The organism is Streptomyces sp. CA-249302 (genome assembly GCF_050936785.1).
GTDB lineage: Bacteria > Actinomycetota > Actinomycetes > Streptomycetales > Streptomycetaceae > Streptomyces.
Genome location: NZ_JBNJMG010000001.1, coordinates 7261209 through 7284165 on the forward strand (window position 1 = coordinate 7261209; position 22957 = coordinate 7284165).

Below are 22957 nucleotides of genomic sequence, written 5' to 3' on the forward strand. Positions count from 1 at the left end.
CATACGGCGCCGCAGCGGACGTAGCCCTCGAAGGCTCTGCGGCTCTACTCCTCGACCAGCAGCTTCTCGCGCAGCTGGGCCAGGGTGCGGGCCAGCAGGCGGGAGACGTGCATCTGGGAGATGCCGACCTCCTGCGCGATCTGCGACTGGGTCATGTTGCCGAAGAAGCGGAGGAGAAGGATCCGCTTCTCCCGCGGGGGGAGATCCTCGAGGAGCGGCTTGAGTGACTCGCGGTACTCGACGCCCTCCAGCGCCTCGTCCTCGGCGCCCAGGGTGTCCGCGACGGCCGGCGACTCGTCGTCCGTGTCGGGGACGTCCAGGGACAGCGTGGAGTAGGCGTTGGCCGACTCCAGGCCCTCCAGGACCTCCTCCTCCGAGATGGCGAGCTTCTCGGCCAGTTCGTGGACCGTGGGGGAGCGGCCGTGCTGCTGCGAGAGCTCCGCGGTGGCCGTGGTGAGCGCGAGGCGCAGCTCCTGGAGTCGGCGCGGGACGCGCACCGCCCAGCCCTTGTCGCGGAAGTGGCGCTTGATCTCGCCGACCACCGTCGGGGTCGCGTACGTCGAGAACTCGACGCCGCGGTCCGGGTCGAAGCGGTCGACCGACTTGATCAGGCCGATGGTGGCGACCTGGGTGAGGTCGTCCAGCGGCTCGCCGCGGTTGCGGAAGCGGCGCGCGAGGTGCTCGACCAGCGGCAGGTGCATACGGACCAGCTTGTTGCGCAGTTCCGCGTACTCCGCGCTGCCGTCCTTCAGGCCGCGCAGTTCGACGAACATCGCGCGCGCTCCGCTGCGGTCCTGTGCGTCGTGCCGCGTGGCCGGTTGCTCGGCCGGTGCGTCGTGCTGCGTGGCCTCTTGTACAGCCTGCGCGCCCTGCTGATCGTCTCGCTCGTGCTCGCTCATCGTCCCGCCCGTTGTCCTTCGCCGAGCCCTCGCCTCCGATCGGAGCGGGGTGATCCCGTTCCGCCCGTCCAGGGGCGTGCTCGGCGCGGCACCTTCCCGATCCCGCCGTCCGTCGTCCGGGAAGCCGGCCGCCGCGGCGCTGCCCGCGTCGTCCTCCGGATGCGGCCGGGCCTGCTCGGGGATGCCGTCGATGCCGTCCCCTGTGCGTCGGGACCCGCCTGTGCCCTCGGCCGGCAGCTCCCGTGTGCCGCGCTCTTCGTCACGCACCGGCCCGTCCCCTGTCCTCACGCCGGCCCGGGTCCCGCGCCGCGCTGTTTGTAGAGGCTGATCGAAACGGTTTTGTCCTCGTCCACGGCGGAGGAGACCTTGCCCGCCAGGGCCGAGAGCACGGTCCAGGCGAAGGTGTCCCGCGCGGGGGCGTGACCGTCCGTGGTCGGGGCCGAGACGGTGACCTCGAGAGAGTCGTCGACAAGCCGGAAGACACAGCTGAGCACCGAGCCGGGCACGGCCTGCTGGAGCAGGATCGCGCAGGCCTCGTCCACCGCGATGCGCAGGTCCTCGATCTCGTCGAGGGTGAAGTCCAAACGGGCCGCGAGGCCGGCCGTGGCCGTACGCAGCACCGACAGGTAGGCACCCGCAGCCGGCAAGCGGACTTCCACGAAGTCCTGGGTCGCGGGCTCGCCTGCGATCTGGGACACCCTCACCTCCAAGGTGGTACAAGCTTTTCAGGGCCGAGGGTCGCCCCCCGGGGTAACGCGAAGTGTGGTTCAGCGGTGACGCTATCGCGCTCTCAACTTTCCTGTCCCCAGGACCCCGACCCCCTGCCGTCACTCACAGTAAACCTGTGGACACGCTCCGTGTCTAGGGGTCTGCGGCTCCAATTGGGAAGAACGCGCGCCGGGTTGACGTACCCAGACGTCAGACGGTCGAACCGTCCTGGAACCCGGGCGTCCAGGGTCACACAAGTACGTGGTCGACGAAGCACCAACGCCAGTTCTCGCCGGGCTCGTACGTGCGCATGATCGGATGGCCCGAGTCCTTGTGGTGCTCCGTCGCGTGCCGCCCCGGCGAGGAGTCGCAGCAGCCGACGTGGCCGCAGGTGAGGCACAGCCGCAGCTGTACCGGATGCGTGCCGTCGCGCAGACACTCGGGGCAGGTCTCGCTCCGCGGCTCGGGATCCGGGAGCGGCAGCGCGTCGGCGTGCGTGCACTGTTTCATGATTGCCAGGTTACGACGGCCGCGCGGACGGCCGCGCGGAAAAACGAGGGCGGGCGGACGACGATGAGCGAGGGCGGGCGAGGTCCATGGACGTGATGCCACTCCTGTTGCTGGTGGCGGGCAGCACGGCGATCGCCGCGGCGGCCCGGCGCACCCCGGTGCCGGCCCCGCTGTGGCTGGTCGCGGTCGGCCTGGTGGTGTCGTACATCCCGGGGGTGCCCGACTACACGCTCGACCCGGACATCGTGCTGCCCCTGGTGCTGCCGCCGCTGCTGCACAAGGAGGCCGTCGAGAGCTCGTACCTCGACCTGCGGGCCACCATGCGCCCGGTGGCACTCCTGTCCGTCGGATACGTGCTCTTCGCGACCTTCGCCGTCGGCTGGGCGGCCTATCTGATCGTCCCGGGGCTGCCGTTGCCCGCCGCTCTGGTGCTGGGCGCGGTGGTGGCGCCGACGGACGCGGTCGCCGCCGCGGCCGTCGCCCGCCGGGTCGGCCTGCCGTCCCGGATCACCACGATCCTCCAGGGCGAGTCCCTCCTGAACGACGCGACCGCGATCACCGCCTACCGGGTCGCCGTGGCGGCCGCCGTCGGCGAGGGCGCCTCCTGGATCGGCGGGATCGGCGAGTTCCTGCTGGCGGCGGTCGGCGGCGTGGTCGTCGGCCTGGTGCTGATGCTGCCGATCCACTGGCTGCGCACGCACGTGAAGGAGGCGCTGCTCCAGAACACCATGTCGCTGCTGATCCCGTTCGTCGCCTACGCGGTCGCCGAGCAGGTGCACGCCTCCGGTGTCCTCGCGGTCGTGGTGGTCGCCCTCTACCTCGGACACCGCGCGTGGGAGGTCGACTTCGCGACCCGCCTCCAGGAGGAGGCGGTCTGGAAGGTGGTCGCCTTCGTCCTGGAGTCGGCGGTCTTCGCGCTGATCGGCCTGCAACTGCCGATCGTGCTCAGAGGCCTTGGGGAGTACGAGGGTGTCGACGCCGCCTGGTACGCGTTCGCGATCTTCCTGGTGGTCGTCGCGGCCCGGTTCATGTGGGTCTATCCGGGGACGTTCGTTCCCCGCCTGCTCTCGCCGCGCATCAGGGAGCGCGAGGACAACCCCACCTGGAGAGGCCCGGTCGTCACCTCCTGGGCCGCGATGCGGGGCGTGGTCTCCCTGGCGATCGCCTTCTCGATCCCGCTCACGATCGACGGCGGCGACGAGTTCCCGCAGCGCAACCTCATCCTCTTCCTGACCTTCACGACGGTCATCGGCACCCTGGTGGTGCAGGGCCTCACCCTGGCCCCGCTGATCCGCCTGGTGAAGTTCCCGGCCCGGGACGCGCAGGCCGAGACCCTCGCGGAGGCCAACGCCCAGGCGCAGGCCTCCAGGGTCGCCGAACAACGCCTGGACGAACTCCTCACCGACGAGCGCAACACCCTCCCGCCGCCCCTCGCCGACCGCCTCCGCGACGTCCTGGAACGCCGCCGCAACGCCGTCTGGGAACGCCTCGGCCAGACCAACCCGATCACCGGCGAATCCGTCGACGACACCTACCGCCGCCTGTCCCGCGAGATGATCGGCGCGGAGCGCGCGATGTTCGTGCGGCTGCGGGACGGCCGCTACATCGACGACGAGATGCTGCGCACACTGCTGCGCCGACTGGACCTGGAGGAGGCGGCGGCCTACCGGGAGACGGCCGAAGGCTCCTGAGCAAAAGGCCGCCCGGTGACGACGGCCGCGATCGTCGTCCCGCGCGGGAACGCCCCTTCCTCCGCCAGGGCGACAAGGCCGTACAGCAACTTGGCGACATAGAGACGCTCGACAGGCACTGAATGACGGTCCTCGAAGTCCTCGGCGAAGGCGTCGAGTTCGGCGGGCACGCGCGCGTAGCCGCCGAAATGGAAGCGGTCGTTCAGGTTCCAGTCGCCGCGCGGGCCGCCGAAGGCCTGGTCCTGGAGGGCTCTTATGCCGGCGGTGAGGAAGCCGCCCTTGAGGACCGGTATGCCGAGGGCGCGCTGGTCGGGGGAGAGCCCCGCGGCGAGCCCGGCGAGTGTTCCGCCGGTGCCGCAGGCGATCGCGACGACATCCGCGCAGCCGCGCAGCTCCTCGCCGAGGGCCTGACAGCCGCGTACCGCCTGCGCGTTGCTACCACCTTCCGGGACGACATACGCGTCCTCGGCGCCCGCCTCCCGCAGCACGCGCGCGAGGGTGTCCGGTTCGGTCTTGTGGCGGTACGTCGACCTGTCGACGAAGTGCAGTCGCATGCCGTCCGCGATGCAGCGGGCGAGGGAGGGGTTGCGCGGGCGGTCGGCGAGTTCCTGGCCGCGGACCACGCCGATCGTGGGGAGGCCGAGGAGGCGGCCCGCGGCGGCGGTGGCGCGCAAGTGGTTGGAGTAGGCGCCGCCGAAGGTGAGGACCGTACGGCCGTCCGCGGCGGCCAGGTTCGGCGCGAGCTTGCGCCACTTGTTGCCGACCAGGTCCGGGTGGATCAGGTCGTCGCGCTTGAGGAGGAGACGGAGGCCGTGGCGGGTGAAGCGGTCGTCCGACAGTTCCCGCAGGGGCGAGGGGAGGCGGGGGTGCAGGGTGTCGAGGCGGCCGGTCACGGAACCATTGTGGCCTCGTACGTCACTTCAGGCGGTCCCGGATCCGTTCGCGCAGCCACGCCATCGTGAAGCCGCGTGGGTCCACCTTGCCCGGCTGCCACTCCAGGTGGCCGATCACCGAGCGTTCCGTCCACCCGTGATGCTGGCACACGGCGGCCGCCGCCTTCTCGATGGCCTCCAGCTGGGCCTCGGGCCACGGGTCCGCGCCGTCGCCGAGGTTCTCGCACTCGAAGCCGTAGAAGTGCCGGTTGCCGTCCGTGTCGGCCTCGTTGTCCGGCGGGAGCGCCTTCTCGGCGATCACCGCGCGCAGTACGTCGTCGTCGCCCAGGCCCGCGTGGTTGGCGCGGCCGTATCCGACCAGATGGACCGTGCCGTCCTTGGTGATGACGCCATGGCAGAGCGGGCCGGGCAGGCCGGAGTAGCCGTCGCGGCAGATCTCGACGGTGCGTTCGCCGCCGCTGGTCACCGTGTGGTGGATCATCACGCCGTGCACCGGCCCCCAGGGGCCCTTGTGATTGCGGTTGTGACGCGCCCAGTCGCCGACCTCGACGACGGTGAGTCCCTCCGCCCTGAGACTGTCCAGAAAACTGCCCGCGGGCATGGGTGAGGCCATGACCGGCTCCTTCGCACCGTGCCGACGGTCACCCGGTGCGACCGTCCATGCCGGGATTTGTACCGAACGTAAGCGGGTAGTCACACATCGTCGCCGACCGGAGCGAGTGGATCCGGCCACCCGTGGCCCGACTCCCGCTCGGCTCCGGCCCGTCGGCGTTCGACGGAAATCGCGCATCTGCCCAGCCCCACCGTGATCCATTCCCGCTCTTTCGGGTAATAGCACCGGCACGCTCCGTAATGGAAGGCTTGCCCGTGCAGATCGCGATGCCCGGCGCACCCAGCGCGCCGGAGCATGACCGGGAGGGCAATTCACATATGTCGGTAGGCGAAGAGGTCCGTTCGGAGCAGGGCAAGCCGCAGCAGAGTCTCGGCACGGCCGCCGCGCGGAACCTGGCCACCACGACCAAGTCCGCACCCCAGATGCAGGAGATCAGCTCCCGCTGGCTGCTGCGCACGCTGCCCTGGGTGAACGTCCAGGGCGGCACGTACCGGGTGAACCGGCGGCTGACGTACGCCGTGGGGGACGGTCGTATCACGTTCGTGAAGACCGGCGACCGGGTCGAGGTCATCCCCGCGGAGCTCGGTGAACTGCCCGCACTGCGTGACTACGAGGACGAGGAGGTGCTCTCCGAGCTCGCCCGGCGCTGCCGGCAGCAGGAGTTCGCGCCGGGCAGCGTGATCGCCTCGTTCGGCGGCCCGACCGACGAGGTCCACTTGCTGGCGCACGGCAGGGTGGAGAAGGTCGGCACGGGCCCGTACGGCGACGACGCGGTCCTCGGGGTGCTCGCCGACGGCGCCTACTTCGGTGATGCGGCACTGCTGAGCCCGGACGCCATCTGGGAGTGCACGGTCCGCGCGGCCACCACCTGCACGGTGCTGGTCCTGTCCCGCCAGGACGTCGAACAGGTCGCGGAGCGCTCGGAGTCCCTGCGCGAGCATCTCCGGCAGCTGCGCGCGATTCCCGACCAGCACACCAACAAGTACGGCGAGAAGGAGGTCGACCTCGCGGCCGGCCACAGCGGTGAGCCGGACATCCCGCACACCTTCGTCGACTACGACGCCCGGCCCCGCGAGTACGAACTGAGCATCGCCCAGACCGTGCTGCGCATCCACTCGCGCGTGGCCGACCTCTACAACCAGCCGATGAACCAGACCGAGCAGCAACTCAGGCTCACGGTCGAGGCGTTGAAGGAGCGCCAGGAGCACGAGCTGGTCAACAACCGCGAGTTCGGGCTGCTGAACAACTGCGAGTACGACCAGCGCCTCCAGCCGCACGACGGCGTGCCCAGCCCCGACGACCTGGACGAACTGCTCAGCCGGCGGCGCGGCACCAAGCTGCTGCTCGCCCATCCGCGCGCGATCTCCGCGATCGGCCGCGAGCTGAACAAGCGCGGCCTGGTCCCCGAGACCATCGAGGTGGCCGGCAACCGCATCCCGACCTGGCGCGGTGTGCCGATCTACCCGTGCAACAAGATCCCGGTCACCGAGGCCCGTACGTCCTCGATCATCGCCATGCGCACCGGCGAGGCCGAGCAGGGAGTCATCGGGCTCCAGCAGGCCGGCATCCCGGACGAGATCGAGCCGAGCCTGTCCGTGCGCTTCATGGGCATCAACGAACAGGCGATCATCAAGTACCTGGTGACGGCGTACTACTCGGCCGCGGTCCTGGTCCCGGACGCGCTCGGCGTTCTGGAGAACGTCGAGATCGGTCGTTGGAGGTGACGTTTCTGCACCTCGGAGCCGTGTCCCCGCCCGCGGGGACGGGTAGACCTCGGTCGTATGCGACCGGCCGCAGCGGAAGCGCCACCGTCCGCGGACTGACCGAGGGGGATCCCATGGCCGAGTTCACGGCGGAGGCGAAACCCGATGCGCAGGACGTCTCCCCGGAGGCGCCGGCCCTCGACGGGCAGGAGGCGACGGCGATCCTGGAGCGCACCCGGGCCGCCGTCGACCCCGAACTGCGCGCCGCGATCGACTCGTTGCCGGGCTCCATGCGCCGGATCGCGCTCTACCACTTCGGCTGGGAGCACGCCGACGGGACACCGGCGGCGGGCAACGCGGGCAAGGCGATACGGCCCGCGCTCGTCCTCACCGCGGCCGCCGCGCTCGGCGGACCGGGGGCGCGCGAGGCGGCCGTACGGGCCGCGGCGGCGGTGGAGCTGGTGCACAACTTCACGTTGCTGCACGACGACGTGATGGACCGCGACACCACCCGGCGCCACCGGCCCACCGCCTGGACCGTGTTCGGCGACGCCGACGCGATCCTCGCCGGGGACGCGATGCAGGCGCTGGCCCTGCGGCTGCTCGCGGAGGACCCGCATCCGGCCTCCGCGACGGCCGCCGCCCGGCTCGCGGCCTGCGTGGTCGAGCTGTGCGCCGGACAGCACTCGGACACGGCGATGGAGCGGCGCGGCCCCGCCGAGGTCACCCTCGACGAGGTGCTGACCATGGCCGAGGCCAAGACGGGCGCACTGCTCGGATGCGCCTGTGCGCTGGGCGCACTGTATGCGGGAGCGGGCGCCGAGGACGTCGGGGCGATGGACGCGTTCGGCCGGGAGGCCGGGCTCGCCTTCCAGCTCATCGACGACGTGATCGGCATATGGGGCGACCCGCGCCGCACCGGCAAGCCGGCCGGGGCGGACCTCGCGGCCCGCAAGAAATCCCTGCCGGTGGTCGCCGCGCTCACCTCGGGCACTCCGGCCGCGGCCGAGCTGGCCGTGCTCTACGAAGCCCCCTACGCCAAGGAGGACCTGGAGCGGACCGCCCTCGCGGTCGAGCGGGCCGGCGGGCGCGACTGGGCGCAGGTCCAGGCCGCCGACCGGATGGCCCGCGCGATGCAGGAGCTGGCCCGGGCGGTGCCGGACCCGGAGGCGGCGGGCGGCCTGCTCGCGCTGGCGGAGTTCGTGACCCGGCGCAGCAGCTGAACCAGGCACCGGCCGAGTCACCCAGTACCCCGGAGCCCACCGGGGCGGCCGTACGGCTCCTGACCCCGTGCGGCCGCCGAGGCTCCGGACAGGCGGGTCCCGCACATCCCCACGGTGTGCGGGGCCCGCCGCTGTACACGTTCCGGATAGGCTCAACTACCGTACGGTCAAGGTCGGTTGAGGTGAGGGGACGGCACATGGGCGTGGTGATACGGGTGGCGGAAGAGGGCGACAGAGAGCTGGTCGTGCGGCTGCTGGACGAGGCCTTCCAGGACGATCCGGTCAGCAACTGGGTGTTCCCGAGCGAGGAGCATCGCCGTACGAACCATCCCGGACTGGTGGGCGCCTTCACCGACATCGTGCTCGCCGAGGGCCATGTCGACGTCACCGAGGACGGCAGCGCCTGCGCGCTCTGGCTCTCCGTGCCGGCCGGTGCCCGGCACGACGAGGACGGTCCCGCCCGACTCCGCGCGGCCGTGGACCCGGACAACGAGCGCGTCGAACTGATCGGCCGGCTCACCGAGGACATCCACCCCGCGGACCGTGCCCACGAGTACCTGTGGATGATCGGCGTGGCCCCGGGGCGCCAGGGCGAGGGGCTCGGCGGCGCGCTGATCACCCACGTCCTCGACCGCTGCGACCGCGAGGGCCTGCCCGCCTACCTGGAGGCGAGCAGCACCCGCAGCCGCGCCCTGTACGAGCGCCTCGGCTTCGAGTTCACCGGCAGCCCCCTCGACCTCCCGGACGGCCCGACCATGTGGCCGATGTGGCGGGAACCCCGCACCAGCTAGCCGGGGCTTGCCTACGACACGGACCCGCCCGCCCACGGAAAGAGACCGGCTTGCGCAAGCTCAGCCACTTCGTCCAGCTACTTCGTCGCCCGCTCCATCGACGGCTTCATCGGCGATCCGGCGTCGAGGGGACCGCGAACCTCCGCTTCGACACCGTGGTCCGGGGCCGCGCCAGCCACCGGCTCGCCCTGTACGCCGGGATGCCGACGTTCGGCAGCGGAGTACTCGTCCGTACGTACGCGCGCAGGCGCTGACCGGCCTACCCTGAGGGCATGGACAGCTCAGAACACGTCTGTCCGGCCTGTGGACAGCCCGTGGCTACCGTCGTGAAACGCCACAAGACGCTGGGCGCGTGGGTCCCGCGGTGGGTGGCGGGGCCCTGCCGCAACCCCGACTGCGAGGCCTACGTCCCGGCGGGTGCCGAGCCCGACCAGGAGCCCGGCGGGACTCCCGCGAAAAATTCCTGAACCGTGTCGAGAATCCCCGCCCGGCTCCGACGTCCCCTGTGGAAGCCGCCCACCGAGGGCGGCCCGAGCCGAAGGAGCCACGTCATGAAGTACCTGGTCATGATTCAGTGCACACAGGCGGACTACGAGGGCATGCAGGGCAGGGCCAACGCGACCGCCCCGGCCTGGAGCCAGGAGGAAGTCCAGGCCATGTACGCCTTCATGGGCGCCCTCAGCGACGACCTCGCCGAGACCGGCGAGATGATCGACGCACAGGGCCTGGTCGAGCCCGCGCGGACCCGGCTGGTCGGCCTGGGCGACGACGGCAAGCCGGTGATCACCGACGGCCCGTACGGCGAGACCAAGGAGCTGCTGGCCGGCTACTGGGTGCTGGACTGCGCGAGCCTGGAGCGGGTCACCGAGATCGCCGAGCGCGTCCTCCAGTGCCCCCTGCCCGCCGGGGCCACCAGCTACCCCGTGGTGATCCGGCCGATCGACTCCGGCTCCGCGGACGTCTGACCGTCCATGGGTACGACCCCCGAGGTCGAGGACCTGCTGCGCCTGCACGCGCCGCAGGTCCTCGGCGCCCTGGTCAGACGGTACGGACACTTCGACGCCGCCGAGGACGCCGTACAGGAGGCGCTCCTGGCCGCGGCCGGGCAGTGGCCCTCGGCCGGGGTTCCGGACAACCCGCGCGGCTGGCTGATCAGGGTGGCGGCGCGGCGGCTGACGGACGCGCTGCGGGCGGAGGAGGCGCGCCGGGCGCGGGAGGAGCGGGTGGCAGCCCTCGAACCCCGAGTGCCCTACACCCTCGACGACCGGGCGCCGCGCGAGGACGACACCCTCACGCTCCTCTTCCTGTGCTGCCACCCGGACCTGACCAGGCCCGCCCGGATCGCGCTCACCCTGCGCGCGGTCGGTGGGCTGACGACGGCCGAGATCGCCCGCGCCTGTCTGGTCCCCGAGGCGACCATGGCGCAGCGGATCAGCCGGGCCAAGCAGAAGGTGCGGGGTGTGCGGTTCGGGCGGCCGGACCAGTGGGCACAGCGGCTGCCCGCGGTCCTGCACACGCTCTACCTGATCTTCAACGAGGGCTACACGGCGACCTCCGGCGCCAGTCTGCAACGCCGTGACCTGGCCGGCGAGGCGATCCGGCTGACCCGCACGGTCCACCGCCTCCTGCCGGACGACGGCGAGGTGGCCGGCCTGCTGGCCCTGATGCTGCTCACCGACGCCCGCCGCGACGCGCGCACCGGTCCGCACGGCGAACTCGTGCCGCTCGACGAGCAGGACCGGGCCCGCTGGGACAAGGCGGCGATCGAGGAGGGCGTCGGACTGGTCACCCGGGCGCTGTCCCGGGGGCCCGTGGGCCCGTACCAGCTGCGGGCCGCCATCGCCGCCGTCCACGACGAGGCGCCGTCCGCGGCGGACACCGACTGGCACGAGATCCTCGGCCTGTACGAGGTACTGGTCCGCCAGGTCCCCGGCCCCGTCGAACGCCTCAACCGGGCGGTGGCCCTCGCGATGGTCGACGGCCCGGTGGCGGGCCTCGCCGAACTGTCCGTCCTGGAGCCGGAGTCGGGCCACCGTCTGGACGCGGTCCGCGCCCATCTGCTGGAGCGGGCGGGCGCGTACGAGGAGGCCCGGTCCGCATACGAGACGGCGGCCGTGAAGACCCTGAGCCTCCCCGAGCAGCGCTATCTGCGGGAGCGCGCGGCGCGCCTGAGGCCGTAGCGTGCTCCCATGAGCGACCCCATCCTGCACCTCACCGAACGCTCCCTCTGGGACGCCGCCCGCGCCAAGGGCACGTACGAGATCTCGACCCGCGGCCGCACCTTCCAGGAGGAGGGCTTCATCCACTGCTCCACCCGCGCCCAGCTCCCGGGGACCGCCGGCCGTTTCTTCGCCGGACTGGACGACCTGGTGGTCCTGGTGATCGACCCGGACCGGCTGAACGCGCCGCTCAAGTACGAGTCCAACAAGCCCGGCGGCGAGGAGTTCCCGCACGTGTACGGGCCGATTCCGGTGGCCGCGGTGGTGGCTGTGGAGGCATGGGGATGAGCGGTTTACCGCGCCGCCGGGTGTGGCGCTGGGCCGTGACGGTGTGGGCCGTCGGCGTGGTGGCCGGGGGGCTGCTCACGCTGTGGCTGCAGGACTCGGCCGCGCCACCGCCACCGGCCGGCTGGGAGAGGGCGCACCCGAGCCTGTCGCCGCCGCGCGGGCCATACCGCGCCACCGCATGCCCGACCCCCACGGCTCCGAACGCCCCGGCCCAGATCCTCTGTGTGGTCAGTACCGGTTAGGCAGGCCGCCCGTCTCCGGGTCGCGGCCCGTCAGGCAGTACGTGCCGCCCGTCGGGTCGCGCAGCACCGTCCAGTGCGGGCCCGCCGAGACGAACTCCGCGCCCAGCGCCTCGTGTCGGGCGCGGGTCGCCGCGATGTCGGCGCAGGCGAGGTCCAGATGGGCGGTCGTCTCCCGTTCCTCGCCCAGGCGTTGGAGGAGGATGCGGACCGGCAGACCGGGCGGGGGCTTGAGGACGTGGAACTCGGCGAGCGAGCCGGGGAGGGACTCCCAGCCGTCCAACAGGGCGGTCCAGAAGGCGACTTCGGCGTCGTACCGCGAAGGCGCGAGGTCGATGCAGACCTGGTCGAGGCGGGTGCCGTTGACGACGGGCGGCCGGACCGATTCGCCGTGCCCGTCGACGGCGCAGAACAGCTGGCCGGCGGGGGAGCGCAGGACGATCAGCGTCCCCTCGTCGAAGACCACCGTCGCCCCGAGCCGCACCGCCGTACCGGCGAAGTCCCGCACGTCGTCCACCGAGAAGTCGAGATGGGCGCCGCCCGGGCCGTCGGCGACCCCCTGCACCTTGACGCAGGCGTCGGCGCCGTCGTGCAGGAGGGTCGTGAACTGGCCCTGTTCGCCGCGGAGTTCGGAGAGGCGGGTGCCAGTGACGGCCGTCCAGAAGTCGCAGGCACGGCCGAAGTCGGCGGCCGGCCGGTCTATGAAGGCGTACGACCACCGAACCGGTCGGCTCATCCCTTCCGCTCCATGAACCGCAGCATGTTCCCGGCCGGATCCCGGAACGCGCAGTCGCGCACCCCGTACGGCATGTCCATCGGCTCCTGGAGCACGTCGGCGCCGGCGTCCCGGACGCGGGCGAAGAGGGCGTCGCAGTCCTCGGTGGTGAAGTTGACGCCCCGCAGCACACCCTTGGCCAGCAGCTGCTCCATCGCCTCCCGGTCGGCGGGGGAGAGGTCGGGGTTGGCCGCGGGCGGCTCCAGGACGATCGACACGTCCGGCTGAAGCGGCGACCCGACGGTCACCCACCGCATTCCCTCGTACTTGACGTCGTTGCGGATCTCCAGGCCCAGGACGTCGCAGTAGAAGGCGATCGCCTTGTCGTGGTCGTCGACGGCGATGAAACAGGTCTGCAGTTTCAGGTCCATGGGGTCAACCTAAGGTCATTTCCGGAGATAGGTCCGCCTCGGGCGCGTGTACACGCGGGCCACGCAGGGCGGGATCTCCGCGCTCTCCTCGTGCGAGCGGGCCCGGTAGGAGCTCGGCGTCTCACCCACCAGCTCGGTGAAGCGGGCGCTGAAGGAGCCCAGCGACGTACAGCCGACGGCCATGCAGACCTCGGTCACCGTCAGGTCGCCGCGGCGCAGCAGGGTCTTGGCGCGCTCGACGCGGCGGGTCATGAGATAGGCGTACGGTGTCTCGCCGTACGCCTCGCGGAACGCGCGCTGGAAGTGCCCCGGCGACATCAGCGCGGTGCGGGCGAGGGCGGACACGTCGAGGGGTTCGGCGTACTCGCGGTCCATCCGGTCACGGGCCTTGCGCAGACGTACCAGATCCTCACGGTTCACCACGTCAGGATCGCACGATCCTCACCCGCCGGGCGCGTGGTCCTGGAGTGTCCTTTGCCCTGAGTTCGCCTCCCGTACGAAAGCCCTTGCTCCCATAGGGGAATGGACCACATCACGTTCCTCGTGGCGGTCGTCATCGTCACGGCTCTCGCTTTCGACTTCACCAACGGATTCCACGACACCGCGAACGCGATGGCGACGTCCATCGCGACCGGCGCGCTCAAGCCGAAAGTCGCCGTGCTGATCAGCGGGGCCCTCAACATAGTCGGGGCCTTCCTGTCCACGGAGGTGGCCAAGACGGTCTCCGGCGGGATCGTGGACGACACCCTCGTCACCCCGGGGATGATCTTCGCGGGACTGATCGGTGCGATCCTGTGGAATCTGATGACCTGGCTGGTCGGGCTGCCGTCCAGCTCCTCGCACGCCCTGTTCGGCGGGCTGATCGGCGCCGTGTGGGTGGGCGCCGGGACCGACGGCGTGCACTTCGACAAGGTTGTCGAGAAGATCCTGATCCCCGCGGTGGCCTCCCCGGTCGTGGCCGGTGTCGCGGCCCTGATCGCCACCTACCTCGCCTACAAGATCGCCGCCCGGGCCCGCAAGGGATCCGTCACCAAGGGCTTCCGGATCGGCCAGATCGCCTCGGCCTCGCTGGTCTCCCTCGCGCACGGCACGAACGACGCCCAGAAGACCATGGGCATCATCACCCTGACCCTGATCTCCGCCGGCGCCCTCCGCCACGACGCCGGCCCGCCGGTCTGGGTCATCGCCTCCGCCGGTCTCGCCATCGGCCTCGGCACCTACCTGGGCGGCTGGCGGATCATCCGCACCATGGGCAAGGGCCTCACCGAGATCGAGTCCCCGCAGGGCTTCGCCGCCGAGACCGCCTCCACGGCCGTCATCCTCACCTCCGCCCACCTGGGCTTCGCCCTGTCGACCACACAGGTCGCCTCGGGCTCGATCCTCGGCGCGGGCCTCGGCCGGCGCCTCGCGGAGGTCCGCTGGGGCGTCGCCGGCAAGATGGCGGCCGCCTGGCTGATCACGCTGCCCTCGGCGGCGCTGGTCGGCGGCATCGCCGCGTACGCGGTCAAGCACGGCGGCAACTTCGGCACGGTCGTCGTCGCGCTGATCGGCGCCGCGCTGGCCGCGGGCATCGTCGTCCTGTCGCGCCGCAACCCGGTGCACGCCGGCAACGTCAACGACCACCACGAGGTCCCCGTCCGCACCGCCGTGCCGGCGAGCGTCGGCACGGCCGCCTGAGGCAAGGAGAGTTTCGATGGATCTGGACTGGAGCGCACTCGGTCAGGTGACCGCGGTGAGCATCGGAGTCACGGTCGCCGTGGTCGTCGTCTTCGCCCTCGGAGTCCTCGGCCTCGCCCGCCACGAGGGTGCCCAGGAGGAGGGCGGCGGCACGTCGTCCCTGGGCATGGCGCAGGCCGGCCTGTGCTTCCTGGCCTGCGCGGCCGTGGTGGCGTACGGCATCTATCTGATCGTGCCGCAGTTCCACTGAGCCGGGAGCCAGGAGCAAGAATGACGACACCGCCCCTGCTGACAGAGGTGCCCGACCTGAAGGTCGACTACAGCGACCCCGACGATCCCGTACTCATCCGCCCCGACGGTTCGCCGATCGACACCTGGCGGGAGAACTACCCGTACGGGCAGCGCATGGAGCGCAAGGAGTACGACTGGCACAAGCGGCTCCAGCAGATCGAACTGCTGAAGCTGCAGAGCTGGATCAAGGAGACCGGACGCCGGCTCGTCATCGTCTTCGAGGGACGGGACGCGGCCGGCAAGGGCGGCACCATCAAACGGTTCACCGAGCACCTCAACCCGCGGGGCGCCCGGGTGGTGGCCCTCGAGAAGCCCACGGAGCGCGAGAGCGGCCAGTGGTACTTCCAGCGTTACGTCGAACACCTCCCGACCGCCGGGGAGATCGTCCTCTTCGACCGCTCCTGGTACAACCGGGCCGGCGTCGAGCGCGTGATGGGCTTCTGCTCGGACGACCAGTACCAGCGCTTCATGCGCCAGGCGCCGGCGTTCGAGCGGATGCTCGCGGACGACGGCGTGGACCTGATCAAGTTCTGGTTCTCGGTCTCACAGGGCGAACAGCGCACCCGCTTCACGATCCGTCAGGTCGACCCGGTACGGCAGTGGAAGCTCAGCCCGATGGACCTCGCCTCCCTCGACCGCTGGGACGACTACACGGCCGCCAAGGTCGCCATGTTCCGCGAGACGGACACGGAGCACGCCCCGTGGACCGTGGTGAAGAGCAACGACAAGAAGCGCGCCCGCGTCGAGGCCATGCGCAGCGTGCTGGCCCGCTTCGACTACGACGACAAGGACGAGGAGGTCGTCGGCAGCCCCGATCCACGGGTCGTGGGCGCGGCGGCGGGGCTGCTGGAAGCCGGCGAGGACGACCACGGCGACCGCTGAGAACGCCGAAGGGGCCCGGTCGATCGGACGACCGGGCCCCTTCGGTATGCCCTCGGACCCGCGATGGTGCACCGATCGCCGGTCCTGGCGAACTCTCCCGCGAACGGGGCGTTCGTCAGGCCTTCTTGGTCTCCCAGAAGATCTTGTCGATCTGGGCGATGTAGTCCAGAGCCTTCTGGCCGGTGGCCGGGTCGGTCGAACCCTTGGCGGCCGAGAGGGCCTTCAGGGCGTCGTTGACCAGCTGGTGCAGCTCCGGGTACTTCTCGAAGTGCGGGGGCTTGAAGTAGTCGCTCCAGAGCACGGAGACGTGGTGCTTCGCGAGCTCGGCGCGCTGCTCCTTGATGACGGTGGCACGCGCCTGGAAGTGCGGGTCGTCGTTGCCGGCCATCTTTTCCTGGACGGCCTTCACGGACTCCGCCTCGATGCGGGCCTGGGCCGGGTCGTACACACCGCAGGGCAGGTCGCAGTGTGCGCTGACCTTGACCTTGGGGGCAAACAGGCGGGAAAGCATGGAGCGTTCCTTCCTCGTGATCGTCTTCTCAGGTGGGACATTACTCCCTGGGGGAGGGGATTTCGCGAGTGCCCCCATGGGCTTAGGACAAAAGTCCAGGGTGAGACTGAGACTGGTGGAGGATCGGACCGGGGAGGTGCCGGGGATGCCGGAGCTGTCGCAGGACGTCGAGCGCGGAAGGGCGCTGCTGCCCTTCGGGGTGGCCGAGGTGACCGGGCCGTCCATGGTGCCCACGCTTCACCACGGGGACCGGCTCGTGGTGCAGTACGGCGCCCGGATCCGGCCCGGGGACGTGGTCGTCCTACGGCATCCCTTCCAGCAGGACCTGCTGGTCGTGAAGCGGGCCGCCGAGCGGCGCGAGGGCGGCTGGTGGGTGCTCGGCGACAACGCCTACGCGGGCGGTGACAGCACGGACTACGGCACCGTCCCGGAGGACCTGGTGCTGGGCAAGGTCCGCTTCCGCTACCGGCCGCTCAGGGCGGGTCAGCGCTCGCCCTTCGCGGCCGTGCGCTGGGCGCTGTCGGCGGCCCGGCCCGTGCTCTCCGACCGGTCGGCCTCCAGGCGCTTGCGGGCGCGGTAGGCGGCCACGTTGGCGCGGGTGGCGCAGCGGTCGGAGCAGTAGCGGCGGGAGCGGTTGGTGGACGTGTCCAGGTAGGCGTTGCGGCACGGGGCCGCCTCGCACAGGCCCAGCCGGTCCACGCCGTACTCGGTGAGGTGGAAGGCCAGGCCCATCGCCGCGATGGCCGCGTAGCCCGCCGTCGCGTTCGACGGGTGGTCCGCGAGGTGCATGTGCCACAGCGGGCGGCCGTCCTCGTCCCGGTGGTTGTGCCCGGAGATCTGCGGGCTGACCGGGAACTCCAGGAGGAGCGAGTTCAGCAGGTTCACGGAGAGGGTCTCGTCGCCGCCGTCGGCCGCCTCGAAGACCGCCCGCAGCCGTCCCCGGACCGAACGGAAGCGCGTGACATCGGCGTCGGTGGTGCGGCGGGCCGCCTCCTGGTTGTTGCCGAACAGGTCGCGGACGGCCTCCACCGAGGTGAGCGAGTCCTTGGCCCTCAGCGGTTCCTCGGTGTTGACGAGACGAACGGCATAGTCCGAGTAATAGGCCAGTTCCACTTGTAGTCCTTACGGAGGAGCTCTATGGTCGTGGATGCGGTCAGGTAATGGCTGATTGCGCTTCCAGGGTATTACGACTGTCTCTGCGGAGGGGGCTTCCATGGCCACGAGCACCGGAACGACCGGAACCGACTGGCAGGCCTGGCAGGAGAGCTGGGACCGGCAGCAGGAGTGGTACATGCCGGACCGCGAGGAGCGGTTCCGCATCATGCTGGACATGGTCGAGGCCTTCACCGGTTCCGCCCCGCGCGTCCTCGACCTCGCCTGCGGCACCGGCAGCATCACGGCCCGCCTGCTCGCCCGCCTCCCCGACGCCACCAGCACCGGCGTCGACCTCGACCCGGCGCTCCTGGCCATCGCCCGCGGCACCTTCGAGGGCGACGAGCGGGTCTCCTTCGTCACCGCCGACCTCAAGGACCCGGACTGGACGACGAGGCTGCCGTACGACTCGTACGACTGCGTCCTGACCGCGACCGCCCTCCACTGGCTGCACAGCGAACCCCTCGCGGCCCTCTACGGTCAGGTCGCGGGACTCGTCCGCGACGGCGGTGTCTTCATGAACGCGGACCACATGATCGACGAGACGACGCCCCGGATCAACGCGGCCGAGCGGGCGCGGCGGCACGCGGGGATGGACCGGGCCAAGGGGGAGGGCGCGCTGGACTGGGCCGAGTGGTGGCAACTCGCCGCCCAGGACCCGGTGTTGGCGGAACCGACGGCCAGGCGTTATGAGATCTACGGCGAACACGCGGACGGTGACATGCCGTCGGCGGCGTGGCATGCGCGGACACTGCGGGACGCGGGGTTCGGCGAGGCGCGGGCGGTGTGGTGCTCGCCGTCGGACACCTTGTTGCTCGCCCTCAAGTAGTCCACCGCACAAGCGAAAAGGGGCGGCACGGGAAAACCGTGCCGCCCCTTTCGGTACCGCTAGAGCACCTTCGACAGGAACGCCTGCGTGCGCTCGTGCTGCGGGTTGGTCAGGACCTCGCGCGGGTCGCCGGACTCGACGACCACGCCGCCGTCCATGAAGACCAGGCTGTCGCCGACCTCGCGGGCGAAGCCCATCTCGTGGGTGACGACGACCATCGTCATGCCGGACTCGGCCAGGTCGCGCATGACGTCGAGGACGTCGCCGACCAGCTCCGGGTCGAGGGCCGAGGTCGGCTCGTCGAAGAGCATCAGCTTCGGGTCCATCGCCAGCGCCCGGGCGATCGCCACGCGCTGCTGCTGGCCGCCGGAGAGCTGCGAGGGGTAGTTGCCGGCCTTGTCGGCCAGGCCCACGCGCTCCAGGAGCTGCTGCGCGCGCTCCCTGGCCTCCGCCTTGTTCTGGCCCTTGACCTGGACCGGCGCCTCGATGACGTTCTCCAGCGCGGTCATGTGCGGGAACAGGTTGAAGCGCTGGAAGACCATGCCGATGTCCCGGCGCTTCAGCGCGACCTCGCTGTCCTTGAGCTCGTACAGCTTGTCGCCCTTCTGGCGGTAGCCGACCAGCTCGCCGTCGACGTAGAGCCGCCCGGCGTTGACCTTCTCGAGGTGGTTGATGCAGCGCAGGAAGGTCGACTTGCCCGAGCCGGAGGGGCCGATCAGGCAGAAGACCTCGCCGGACTTCACCTCCAGGTCGATGCCCTTGAGGACCTCGACCGGGCCGAAGGACTTGTGCACGCCCTCGGACTTGACCATGGGAACCGTGGTGTCGGTCATGCCGCGCCTCCCTTCGGGCGGCCGATGGAGAGCAGGTTCGCCCTGATCTTCTGGAGGGGCGTCGGCGGCAGCGCGCGGCTGGAGCCGCGGGCGTAGTACCGCTCGATGTAGTACTGGCCCACGCTCAGGACCGAGGTCATGATCAGGTACCAGGCCGCGGCGAGGAAGTACATCTCCACCGGAGCACCGGAGTTCTGGCCGATGTCCTGGGCGTAGCGGAAGAGTTCCGGATACTGGACGGCCGCCACGAGCGAGGTCGTCTTCAGCATGTTGATGACCTCGTTGCCCGTGGGCGGCACGATCACGCGCATCGCCTGCGGGATGACGATCCGGCGCAGGGTCTTGCCGTGGCTCATGCCGAGCGCGTGCGAGGCCTCGGTCTGGCCCTCGTCGACGGCGAGCAGGCCGGCGCGGCAGATCTCGGCCATGTACGCGGCCTCGTTCAGGCCCAGGCCGAGCAGCGCCGTCAGCAGCGGCGTCATGAAGTCGGACCAGTAGTTCTTGTAGATCGGCCCGAGGTTGATGTACTCGAAGACCAGGCCCAGGTTGAACCAGAGGAACAGCTGGACCAGGACCGGCGTGCCGCGGAAGAACCAGATGTAGAACCAGGCGATCGACGAGGTCACCGGGTTCTTCGACAGGCGCATCACCGCGAGGCCGATGCCGCCGATGATGCCGATCACCATCGACAGGACCGTCAGCAGCAGGGTCTTGCCGACGCCGGTCATGATCCGGTCGTCGAAGAAGTAGTCGGGGACCGCGTGCCAGTTGATCTTGCCCTGGCCGAACGCGTAGATGATCGCGACCAGGATGCCGATCGCGATCACGGCGGTGACGTACCGCCCGTAGTGCCGGACCGGGATGGCCTTGATGGCCTCCGGTCCGGCCGGGGGCGTGTCCTTCGGCCCCGCCGTCTTGTCGATGTCAGAAGTCACGGGTGATGCCTCTCAGTGCCCGTCTCGATGTCCGTGGGCAGGCGTCACTTGCCGCCGTTGATCGCGGACTCCGTGACGGCGCCGTCCTCCGCGCCCCACTTGTCGAGGATCTTCTGGTACTCGCCGCTCTTGATGACCGCGTTCATCGCGGCCTGCAGCGCGTCGCGCAGCTGGGTGTCCTCCTTGGAGACCGCGATGCCGTACGGGGCCGCCTCGACCTGGTCGCCGACGATCTCGAAGTCCTTGCCGCCGCCCGAGGTCTTCACCGCGTACGCCGCCACCGGGAAGTCGGAGGAGGCCGCGTCGGCGCCGCCGGAGCGCAGCCGGGTCTGGGACTGCTGGTCGTCGTCGAAGGCCTCGATGGTGATCTTCTTGCCACCGGTGCACTTCTTGGTCTCGGCCTTGGCCAGGTCCTCGGAGACGGTGCCGCGCTCCACGGCGAGCTTCTTGCCGCACAGGTCGGACCAGCTCTTGATGTTCTCGGTGTCACCCTTGCGGGTGTAGATCGAGACACCGGCGGTCAGGTAGTCGACGAAGTCGACGCCCTCGCCGACCTTCTTGCCCGTGTCGGGGTCGACGCCCTCCTGGCGGTTCTTGTTGTCGGTCATCGCGGACATGGCGATGTCGTAGCGGTTGGAGCGCAGACCGGTGAGCAGCGCGTCGAAGGTGCCGTTCTCGAACTGGAAGGTCACACCGAGCTGCTTGCCCATCGCGGCGGCGAGGTCGGGGTCGATGCCGACGACCTTGCCGGAGTTGTCCTTGAACTCGACCGGGGCGTAGGCGATGTCGGAGCCGACCTTGATGACGCCCTTGTCCTTGATGGCCTGGGGGAGCTTGCCGGCCAGCGGCGCCGAGCTCGTCGAGGCGCTGCTGCTGGCCTTGTCCTTGTCCTTGGTCTGGTCACCGCAGCCGGTGAGGACCAGGGCGCCTGCGACCGCGATCGCACCGACCGCGGCAAGACGGTGATGCGCGGCGGTGGTACGACGGGTGGAGCTTGCGGTCATTTTGGGTTCCTCCGGCGGATGGGTGGAGTTGCCGATGGGTCGACGAGAACACACACCTTCGGGTGTCGCGACCTCGTGGGTTTACCGCATCTTGCCATTCGGACGGAGGCGTTCAGGGTGCCCACGATGTCAAAATCGGATAACGGGTGACCCCCGAACCGCACCATGTTCGGACATGATGGCCCTGTCATCTGCGGACCTTCTGCGGGAATCCGGCGTTCCGGCCGCAGGATCTTCGGCGCATCTCGGGATGCGGACTCATCGTTCCGAGGTGTTGATCACTGTTCTCGCAATGGACTCGTCTTCGGCGCGGTCCGTCCGGTAAGAAGGTTCTTTACACCCCTCATCCGGGGCTCGGGGCGCGTGTGCGGCGCGCCCGTCGCGTATGACCCGTACGCATCAATCGATCGGGCATGCGCGGTCCCGCCCACTTCTCACCAGGAGTGGCCACCCTCAACCATTGAAGACTTAAGGGGTAAAACAAAGTGGCAGCGGAGATCGTCAATCCTCGCAGCGACAGCAATACGGATCAGGACGGGGCGGAGCCCCTCGATTCCTTCGATCCCGCGTTCGCGCTGCACCGCGGCGGCAAGATGGCCGTGCAGGCCACCGTGCCGGTCCGCGACAAGGACGACCTGTCCCTGGCGTACACGCCCGGCGTCGCGCGGGTGTGCACCGCCATCGCCGAGCAGCCGGAGCTGGTCCACGACTACACGTGGAAGTCGTCCGTGGTGGCCGTCGTCACCGACGGTACGGCGGTGCTCGGACTCGGCGACATCGGCCCGGAGGCCTCCCTCCCCGTGATGGAGGGCAAGGCGATCCTGTTCAAGCAGTTCGGTGGCGTCGACGCGGTGCCGATCGCGCTCGACTGCACCGGCGTGGACGAGATCATCGAGACCGTGGTCCGGCTGGCCCCGTCCTTCGGCGGCGTCAACCTGGAGGACATCTCGGCACCCCGGTGCTTCGAGATCGAGCGCAGGCTCCAGGAGCGGCTGGACATCCCGGTCTTCCACGACGACCAGCACGGTACGGCGGTCGTGACGCTGGCGGCCCTGCGGAACGCGGCACGGCTGAGCGGCCGGTCCATCGCGGACCTCCGCGCCGTCATCTCGGGCGCCGGCGCGGCCGGTGTCGCCATCGCCAAGATGCTGGTCGAGGCCGGCATCGGGGACGTGGCCGTCGCCGACCGCAAGGGCGTCGTGTCGGCCGACCGGGACGACCTGACGGACGTCAAGCGGGAAGTCGCCGGCTTCACCAACAAGGCGGGCCTCAGCGGCTCCCTCGAGGACGCGCTCTCCGGCGCGGACGTCTTCATCGGCGTCTCCGGCGGTACGGTCGCGGAGTCGGCGGTGGCTTCGATGGCCGAGGGCGCGTTCGTCTTCGCCATGGCCAACCCGAACCCCGAGGTGCACCCCGACGTCGCGCACAAGTACGCGGCGGTCGTGGCGACCGGGCGGTCCGACTTCCCGAACCAGATCAACAACGTGCTGGCGTTCCCGGGCATCTTCGCGGGCGCGCTCCAGGTGCGGGCCTCTCGGATCACCGAGGGCATGAAGATCGCGGCGGCGGAGGCGTTGGCGGGGGTGGTGGGGGATGACCTCGCCGCGGACTATGTCATCCCGTCGCCCTTCGACGAGCGGGTTGCTCCTGCGGTGACGGCGGCGGTTGCCGCGGCTGCTCGGACCGAGGGCGTTGCTCGTCGCTGAGGTTGCGTGAAATGGTCCCGTCCGTTTGGGCGGGGCCATTTTTTTACCCACCCGCCCGCCCGTTCGGATGATTGAGGGGTGGGCGTTTGTGGTGGGTGGGGTTCGTCGTTGGCGGGTGCGGGTTTGTTCGGCACCTTTTGACGCCGGCCTCTTTGTCCGGCCCGTCTGGGGGTGCCCCCTCTGGGGGAGTTTGAGGACGAGGCCCCTTCAGGGC

Annotated in this window: 29 protein-coding genes; 16 read left to right on the forward strand and 13 right to left on the reverse strand. The window is 70.4% G+C overall.

Features of this window, described 5'->3' with window-relative positions:
• Window positions 1-44: 44 nt before the first annotated feature.
• The 3 genes from ACQEWB_RS32995 to ACQEWB_RS33005 form a co-directional block, all read right to left on the reverse strand.
• Complete coding sequence (locus ACQEWB_RS32995) at window positions 45-1187, reverse strand: RNA polymerase sigma factor SigF (RefSeq protein WP_432837456.1); 1143 nt, start codon at window positions 1185-1187, stop codon at window positions 45-47.
• Window positions 1184-1597, reverse strand: coding sequence for an anti-sigma regulatory factor (locus ACQEWB_RS33000; RefSeq protein WP_019058277.1), 414 nt, complete (start codon window positions 1595-1597; stop codon window positions 1184-1186). Before ACQEWB_RS33000 ends, ACQEWB_RS32995 begins: the two co-directional genes overlap by 4 nt.
• Before the next feature lie 259 nt (window positions 1598-1856).
• Window positions 1857-2117, reverse strand: a complete 261-nt coding sequence (locus ACQEWB_RS33005; RefSeq protein WP_360839723.1) for a UBP-type zinc finger domain-containing protein — start codon at window positions 2115-2117, stop codon at window positions 1857-1859.
• An 86-nt stretch (window positions 2118-2203) separates the two neighbouring features.
• Here ACQEWB_RS33005 and ACQEWB_RS33010 point away from each other — a divergent pair, with 86 nt between their 5' ends.
• The gene (locus tag ACQEWB_RS33010; RefSeq protein WP_432837459.1) at window positions 2204-3808 is read left to right on the forward strand and encodes a Na+/H+ antiporter; all 1605 of its coding nucleotides are present in this window, start codon (window positions 2204-2206) and stop codon (window positions 3806-3808) included.
• Here the strand turns inward: ACQEWB_RS33010 and ACQEWB_RS33015 are convergent.
• On the reverse strand, window positions 3781-4701 hold the full coding sequence (locus ACQEWB_RS33015) for a 1-aminocyclopropane-1-carboxylate deaminase/D-cysteine desulfhydrase (RefSeq protein ID WP_432837461.1): 921 nt from the start codon (window positions 4699-4701) through the stop codon (window positions 3781-3783). The two genes, ACQEWB_RS33010 and ACQEWB_RS33015, sit on opposite strands and share 28 nt — an antisense overlap.
• Before the next feature lie 22 nt (window positions 4702-4723).
• The gene (locus ACQEWB_RS33020) at window positions 4724-5314 is read right to left on the reverse strand and encodes an N-acetylmuramoyl-L-alanine amidase (protein ID WP_432837463.1); all 591 of its coding nucleotides are present in this window, start codon (window positions 5312-5314) and stop codon (window positions 4724-4726) included.
• Between the two features lie 317 nt (window positions 5315-5631).
• Here ACQEWB_RS33020 and ACQEWB_RS33025 point away from each other — a divergent pair, with 317 nt between their 5' ends.
• From ACQEWB_RS33025 to ACQEWB_RS33065, 9 genes are all read left to right on the forward strand, one after another.
• Window positions 5632-7038 (forward strand): family 2B encapsulin nanocompartment shell protein, encoded by a 1407-nt coding sequence (locus ACQEWB_RS33025; RefSeq protein WP_432837465.1) that lies wholly within the window; start codon window positions 5632-5634, stop codon window positions 7036-7038.
• A gap of 113 nt (window positions 7039-7151) precedes the next feature.
• Window positions 7152-8240, forward strand: coding sequence for a family 2 encapsulin nanocompartment cargo protein polyprenyl transferase (locus tag ACQEWB_RS33030; protein WP_432837467.1), 1089 nt, complete (start codon window positions 7152-7154; stop codon window positions 8238-8240).
• Window positions 8241-8437: 197 nt separating this feature from the next.
• Window positions 8438-9031, forward strand: a complete 594-nt coding sequence (locus ACQEWB_RS33035) for a GNAT family N-acetyltransferase (protein ID WP_432837469.1) — start codon at window positions 8438-8440, stop codon at window positions 9029-9031.
• Window positions 9032-9081: 50 nt separating this feature from the next.
• Window positions 9082-9285: a hypothetical protein gene (locus ACQEWB_RS33040; protein ID WP_432837472.1), complete on the forward strand. Its 204-nt coding sequence runs from the start codon at window positions 9082-9084 to the stop codon at window positions 9283-9285.
• Window positions 9286-9303: 18 nt separating this feature from the next.
• Window positions 9304-9498, forward strand: a complete 195-nt coding sequence (locus ACQEWB_RS33045; RefSeq protein WP_432837474.1) for a hypothetical protein — start codon at window positions 9304-9306, stop codon at window positions 9496-9498.
• Window positions 9499-9582: 84 nt separating this feature from the next.
• The gene (locus ACQEWB_RS33050) at window positions 9583-9996 is read left to right on the forward strand and encodes a YciI family protein (protein ID WP_432837476.1); all 414 of its coding nucleotides are present in this window, start codon (window positions 9583-9585) and stop codon (window positions 9994-9996) included.
• A 6-nt stretch (window positions 9997-10002) separates the two neighbouring features.
• Window positions 10003-11211 (forward strand): RNA polymerase sigma factor, encoded by a 1209-nt coding sequence (locus ACQEWB_RS33055; protein ID WP_432837478.1) that lies wholly within the window; start codon window positions 10003-10005, stop codon window positions 11209-11211.
• A gap of 9 nt (window positions 11212-11220) precedes the next feature.
• Complete coding sequence (locus tag ACQEWB_RS33060) at window positions 11221-11538, forward strand: DUF952 domain-containing protein (protein WP_432837480.1); 318 nt, start codon at window positions 11221-11223, stop codon at window positions 11536-11538.
• Window positions 11535-11780 (forward strand): hypothetical protein, encoded by a 246-nt coding sequence (locus tag ACQEWB_RS33065; protein WP_432837482.1) that lies wholly within the window; start codon window positions 11535-11537, stop codon window positions 11778-11780. Before ACQEWB_RS33060 ends, ACQEWB_RS33065 begins: the two co-directional genes overlap by 4 nt.
• Here the strand turns inward: ACQEWB_RS33065 and ACQEWB_RS33070 are convergent.
• The 3 genes from ACQEWB_RS33070 to ACQEWB_RS33080 are packed head-to-tail and all read right to left on the reverse strand — an operon-like array spanning window position 11767 to window position 13343.
• Entirely contained in the window at window positions 11767-12513 is a 747-nt protein-coding gene (locus ACQEWB_RS33070) for a VOC family protein (protein ID WP_432837484.1), read from the reverse strand. The genes ACQEWB_RS33065 and ACQEWB_RS33070 overlap by 14 nt on opposite strands.
• Window positions 12510-12923, reverse strand: coding sequence for a VOC family protein (locus tag ACQEWB_RS33075; RefSeq protein WP_432837486.1), 414 nt, complete (start codon window positions 12921-12923; stop codon window positions 12510-12512). Before ACQEWB_RS33075 ends, ACQEWB_RS33070 begins: the two co-directional genes overlap by 4 nt.
• A 15-nt stretch (window positions 12924-12938) precedes the next feature.
• Entirely contained in the window at window positions 12939-13343 is a 405-nt protein-coding gene (locus ACQEWB_RS33080) for a helix-turn-helix domain-containing protein (RefSeq protein WP_432837488.1), read from the reverse strand.
• A 102-nt stretch (window positions 13344-13445) separates the two neighbouring features.
• Between ACQEWB_RS33080 and ACQEWB_RS33085 the strand changes: the two genes are divergently transcribed.
• Genes ACQEWB_RS33085 through ppk2 form a run of 3 tightly spaced genes read left to right on the forward strand, consistent with a single transcriptional unit; the run spans window position 13446 to window position 15773 of the window.
• Window positions 13446-14600 (forward strand): anion permease, encoded by a 1155-nt coding sequence (locus tag ACQEWB_RS33085; protein ID WP_432837490.1) that lies wholly within the window; start codon window positions 13446-13448, stop codon window positions 14598-14600.
• Window positions 14601-14616: 16 nt separating this feature from the next.
• Window positions 14617-14850, forward strand: coding sequence for a hypothetical protein (locus ACQEWB_RS33090; RefSeq protein ID WP_432837492.1), 234 nt, complete (start codon window positions 14617-14619; stop codon window positions 14848-14850).
• Between the two features lie 20 nt (window positions 14851-14870).
• Window positions 14871-15773 (forward strand): polyphosphate kinase 2, encoded by a 903-nt coding sequence (gene ppk2 / locus ACQEWB_RS33095; protein WP_432837494.1) that lies wholly within the window; start codon window positions 14871-14873, stop codon window positions 15771-15773.
• Window positions 15774-15888: 115 nt separating this feature from the next.
• Here the strand turns inward: ppk2 and sodN are convergent, their stop codons facing one another.
• The gene (gene sodN / locus ACQEWB_RS33100; protein ID WP_030928916.1) at window positions 15889-16284 is read right to left on the reverse strand and encodes a superoxide dismutase, Ni; all 396 of its coding nucleotides are present in this window, start codon (window positions 16282-16284) and stop codon (window positions 15889-15891) included.
• Window positions 16285-16429: 145 nt separating this feature from the next.
• On the opposite strand from sodN, the gene sodX reads away from it, so the two are divergent.
• A complete protein-coding gene (gene sodX, locus ACQEWB_RS33105) occupies window positions 16430-16864 on the forward strand; it encodes a nickel-type superoxide dismutase maturation protease (RefSeq protein ID WP_432844151.1) in 435 nt (144 codons plus the stop codon).
• Here the strand turns inward: sodX and ACQEWB_RS33110 are convergent.
• The gene (locus tag ACQEWB_RS33110; RefSeq protein WP_432837497.1) at window positions 16768-17397 is read right to left on the reverse strand and encodes a CGNR zinc finger domain-containing protein; all 630 of its coding nucleotides are present in this window, start codon (window positions 17395-17397) and stop codon (window positions 16768-16770) included. The two genes, sodX and ACQEWB_RS33110, sit on opposite strands and share 97 nt — an antisense overlap.
• A gap of 100 nt (window positions 17398-17497) precedes the next feature.
• Here ACQEWB_RS33110 and ACQEWB_RS33115 point away from each other — a divergent pair, with 100 nt between their 5' ends.
• The gene (locus ACQEWB_RS33115) at window positions 17498-18265 is read left to right on the forward strand and encodes a class I SAM-dependent methyltransferase (protein ID WP_432837499.1); all 768 of its coding nucleotides are present in this window, start codon (window positions 17498-17500) and stop codon (window positions 18263-18265) included.
• A 59-nt stretch (window positions 18266-18324) separates the two neighbouring features.
• Here the strand turns inward: ACQEWB_RS33115 and ACQEWB_RS33120 are convergent, their stop codons facing one another.
• Genes ACQEWB_RS33120 through ACQEWB_RS33130 form a run of 3 tightly spaced genes read right to left on the reverse strand, consistent with a single transcriptional unit; the run spans window position 18325 to window position 21037 of the window.
• On the reverse strand, window positions 18325-19098 hold the full coding sequence (locus ACQEWB_RS33120; RefSeq protein WP_432837501.1) for an amino acid ABC transporter ATP-binding protein: 774 nt from the start codon (window positions 19096-19098) through the stop codon (window positions 18325-18327).
• Window positions 19095-20033, reverse strand: coding sequence for an amino acid ABC transporter permease (locus ACQEWB_RS33125; protein ID WP_432837503.1), 939 nt, complete (start codon window positions 20031-20033; stop codon window positions 19095-19097). Before ACQEWB_RS33125 ends, ACQEWB_RS33120 begins: the two co-directional genes overlap by 4 nt.
• A 44-nt stretch (window positions 20034-20077) precedes the next feature.
• Window positions 20078-21037 carry an ABC transporter substrate-binding protein gene (locus ACQEWB_RS33130; RefSeq protein ID WP_432837505.1) on the reverse strand — a complete coding sequence of 320 codons (960 nt, stop codon included), beginning with the start codon at window positions 21035-21037 and terminating at the stop codon, window positions 20078-20080.
• A 485-nt stretch (window positions 21038-21522) separates the two neighbouring features.
• Between ACQEWB_RS33130 and ACQEWB_RS33135 the strand changes: the two genes are divergently transcribed.
• Window positions 21523-22743 carry an NAD(P)-dependent malic enzyme gene (locus ACQEWB_RS33135; protein WP_432837507.1) on the forward strand — a complete coding sequence of 407 codons (1221 nt, stop codon included), beginning with the start codon at window positions 21523-21525 and terminating at the stop codon, window positions 22741-22743.
• Window positions 22744-22957: the final 214 nt, after the last annotated feature.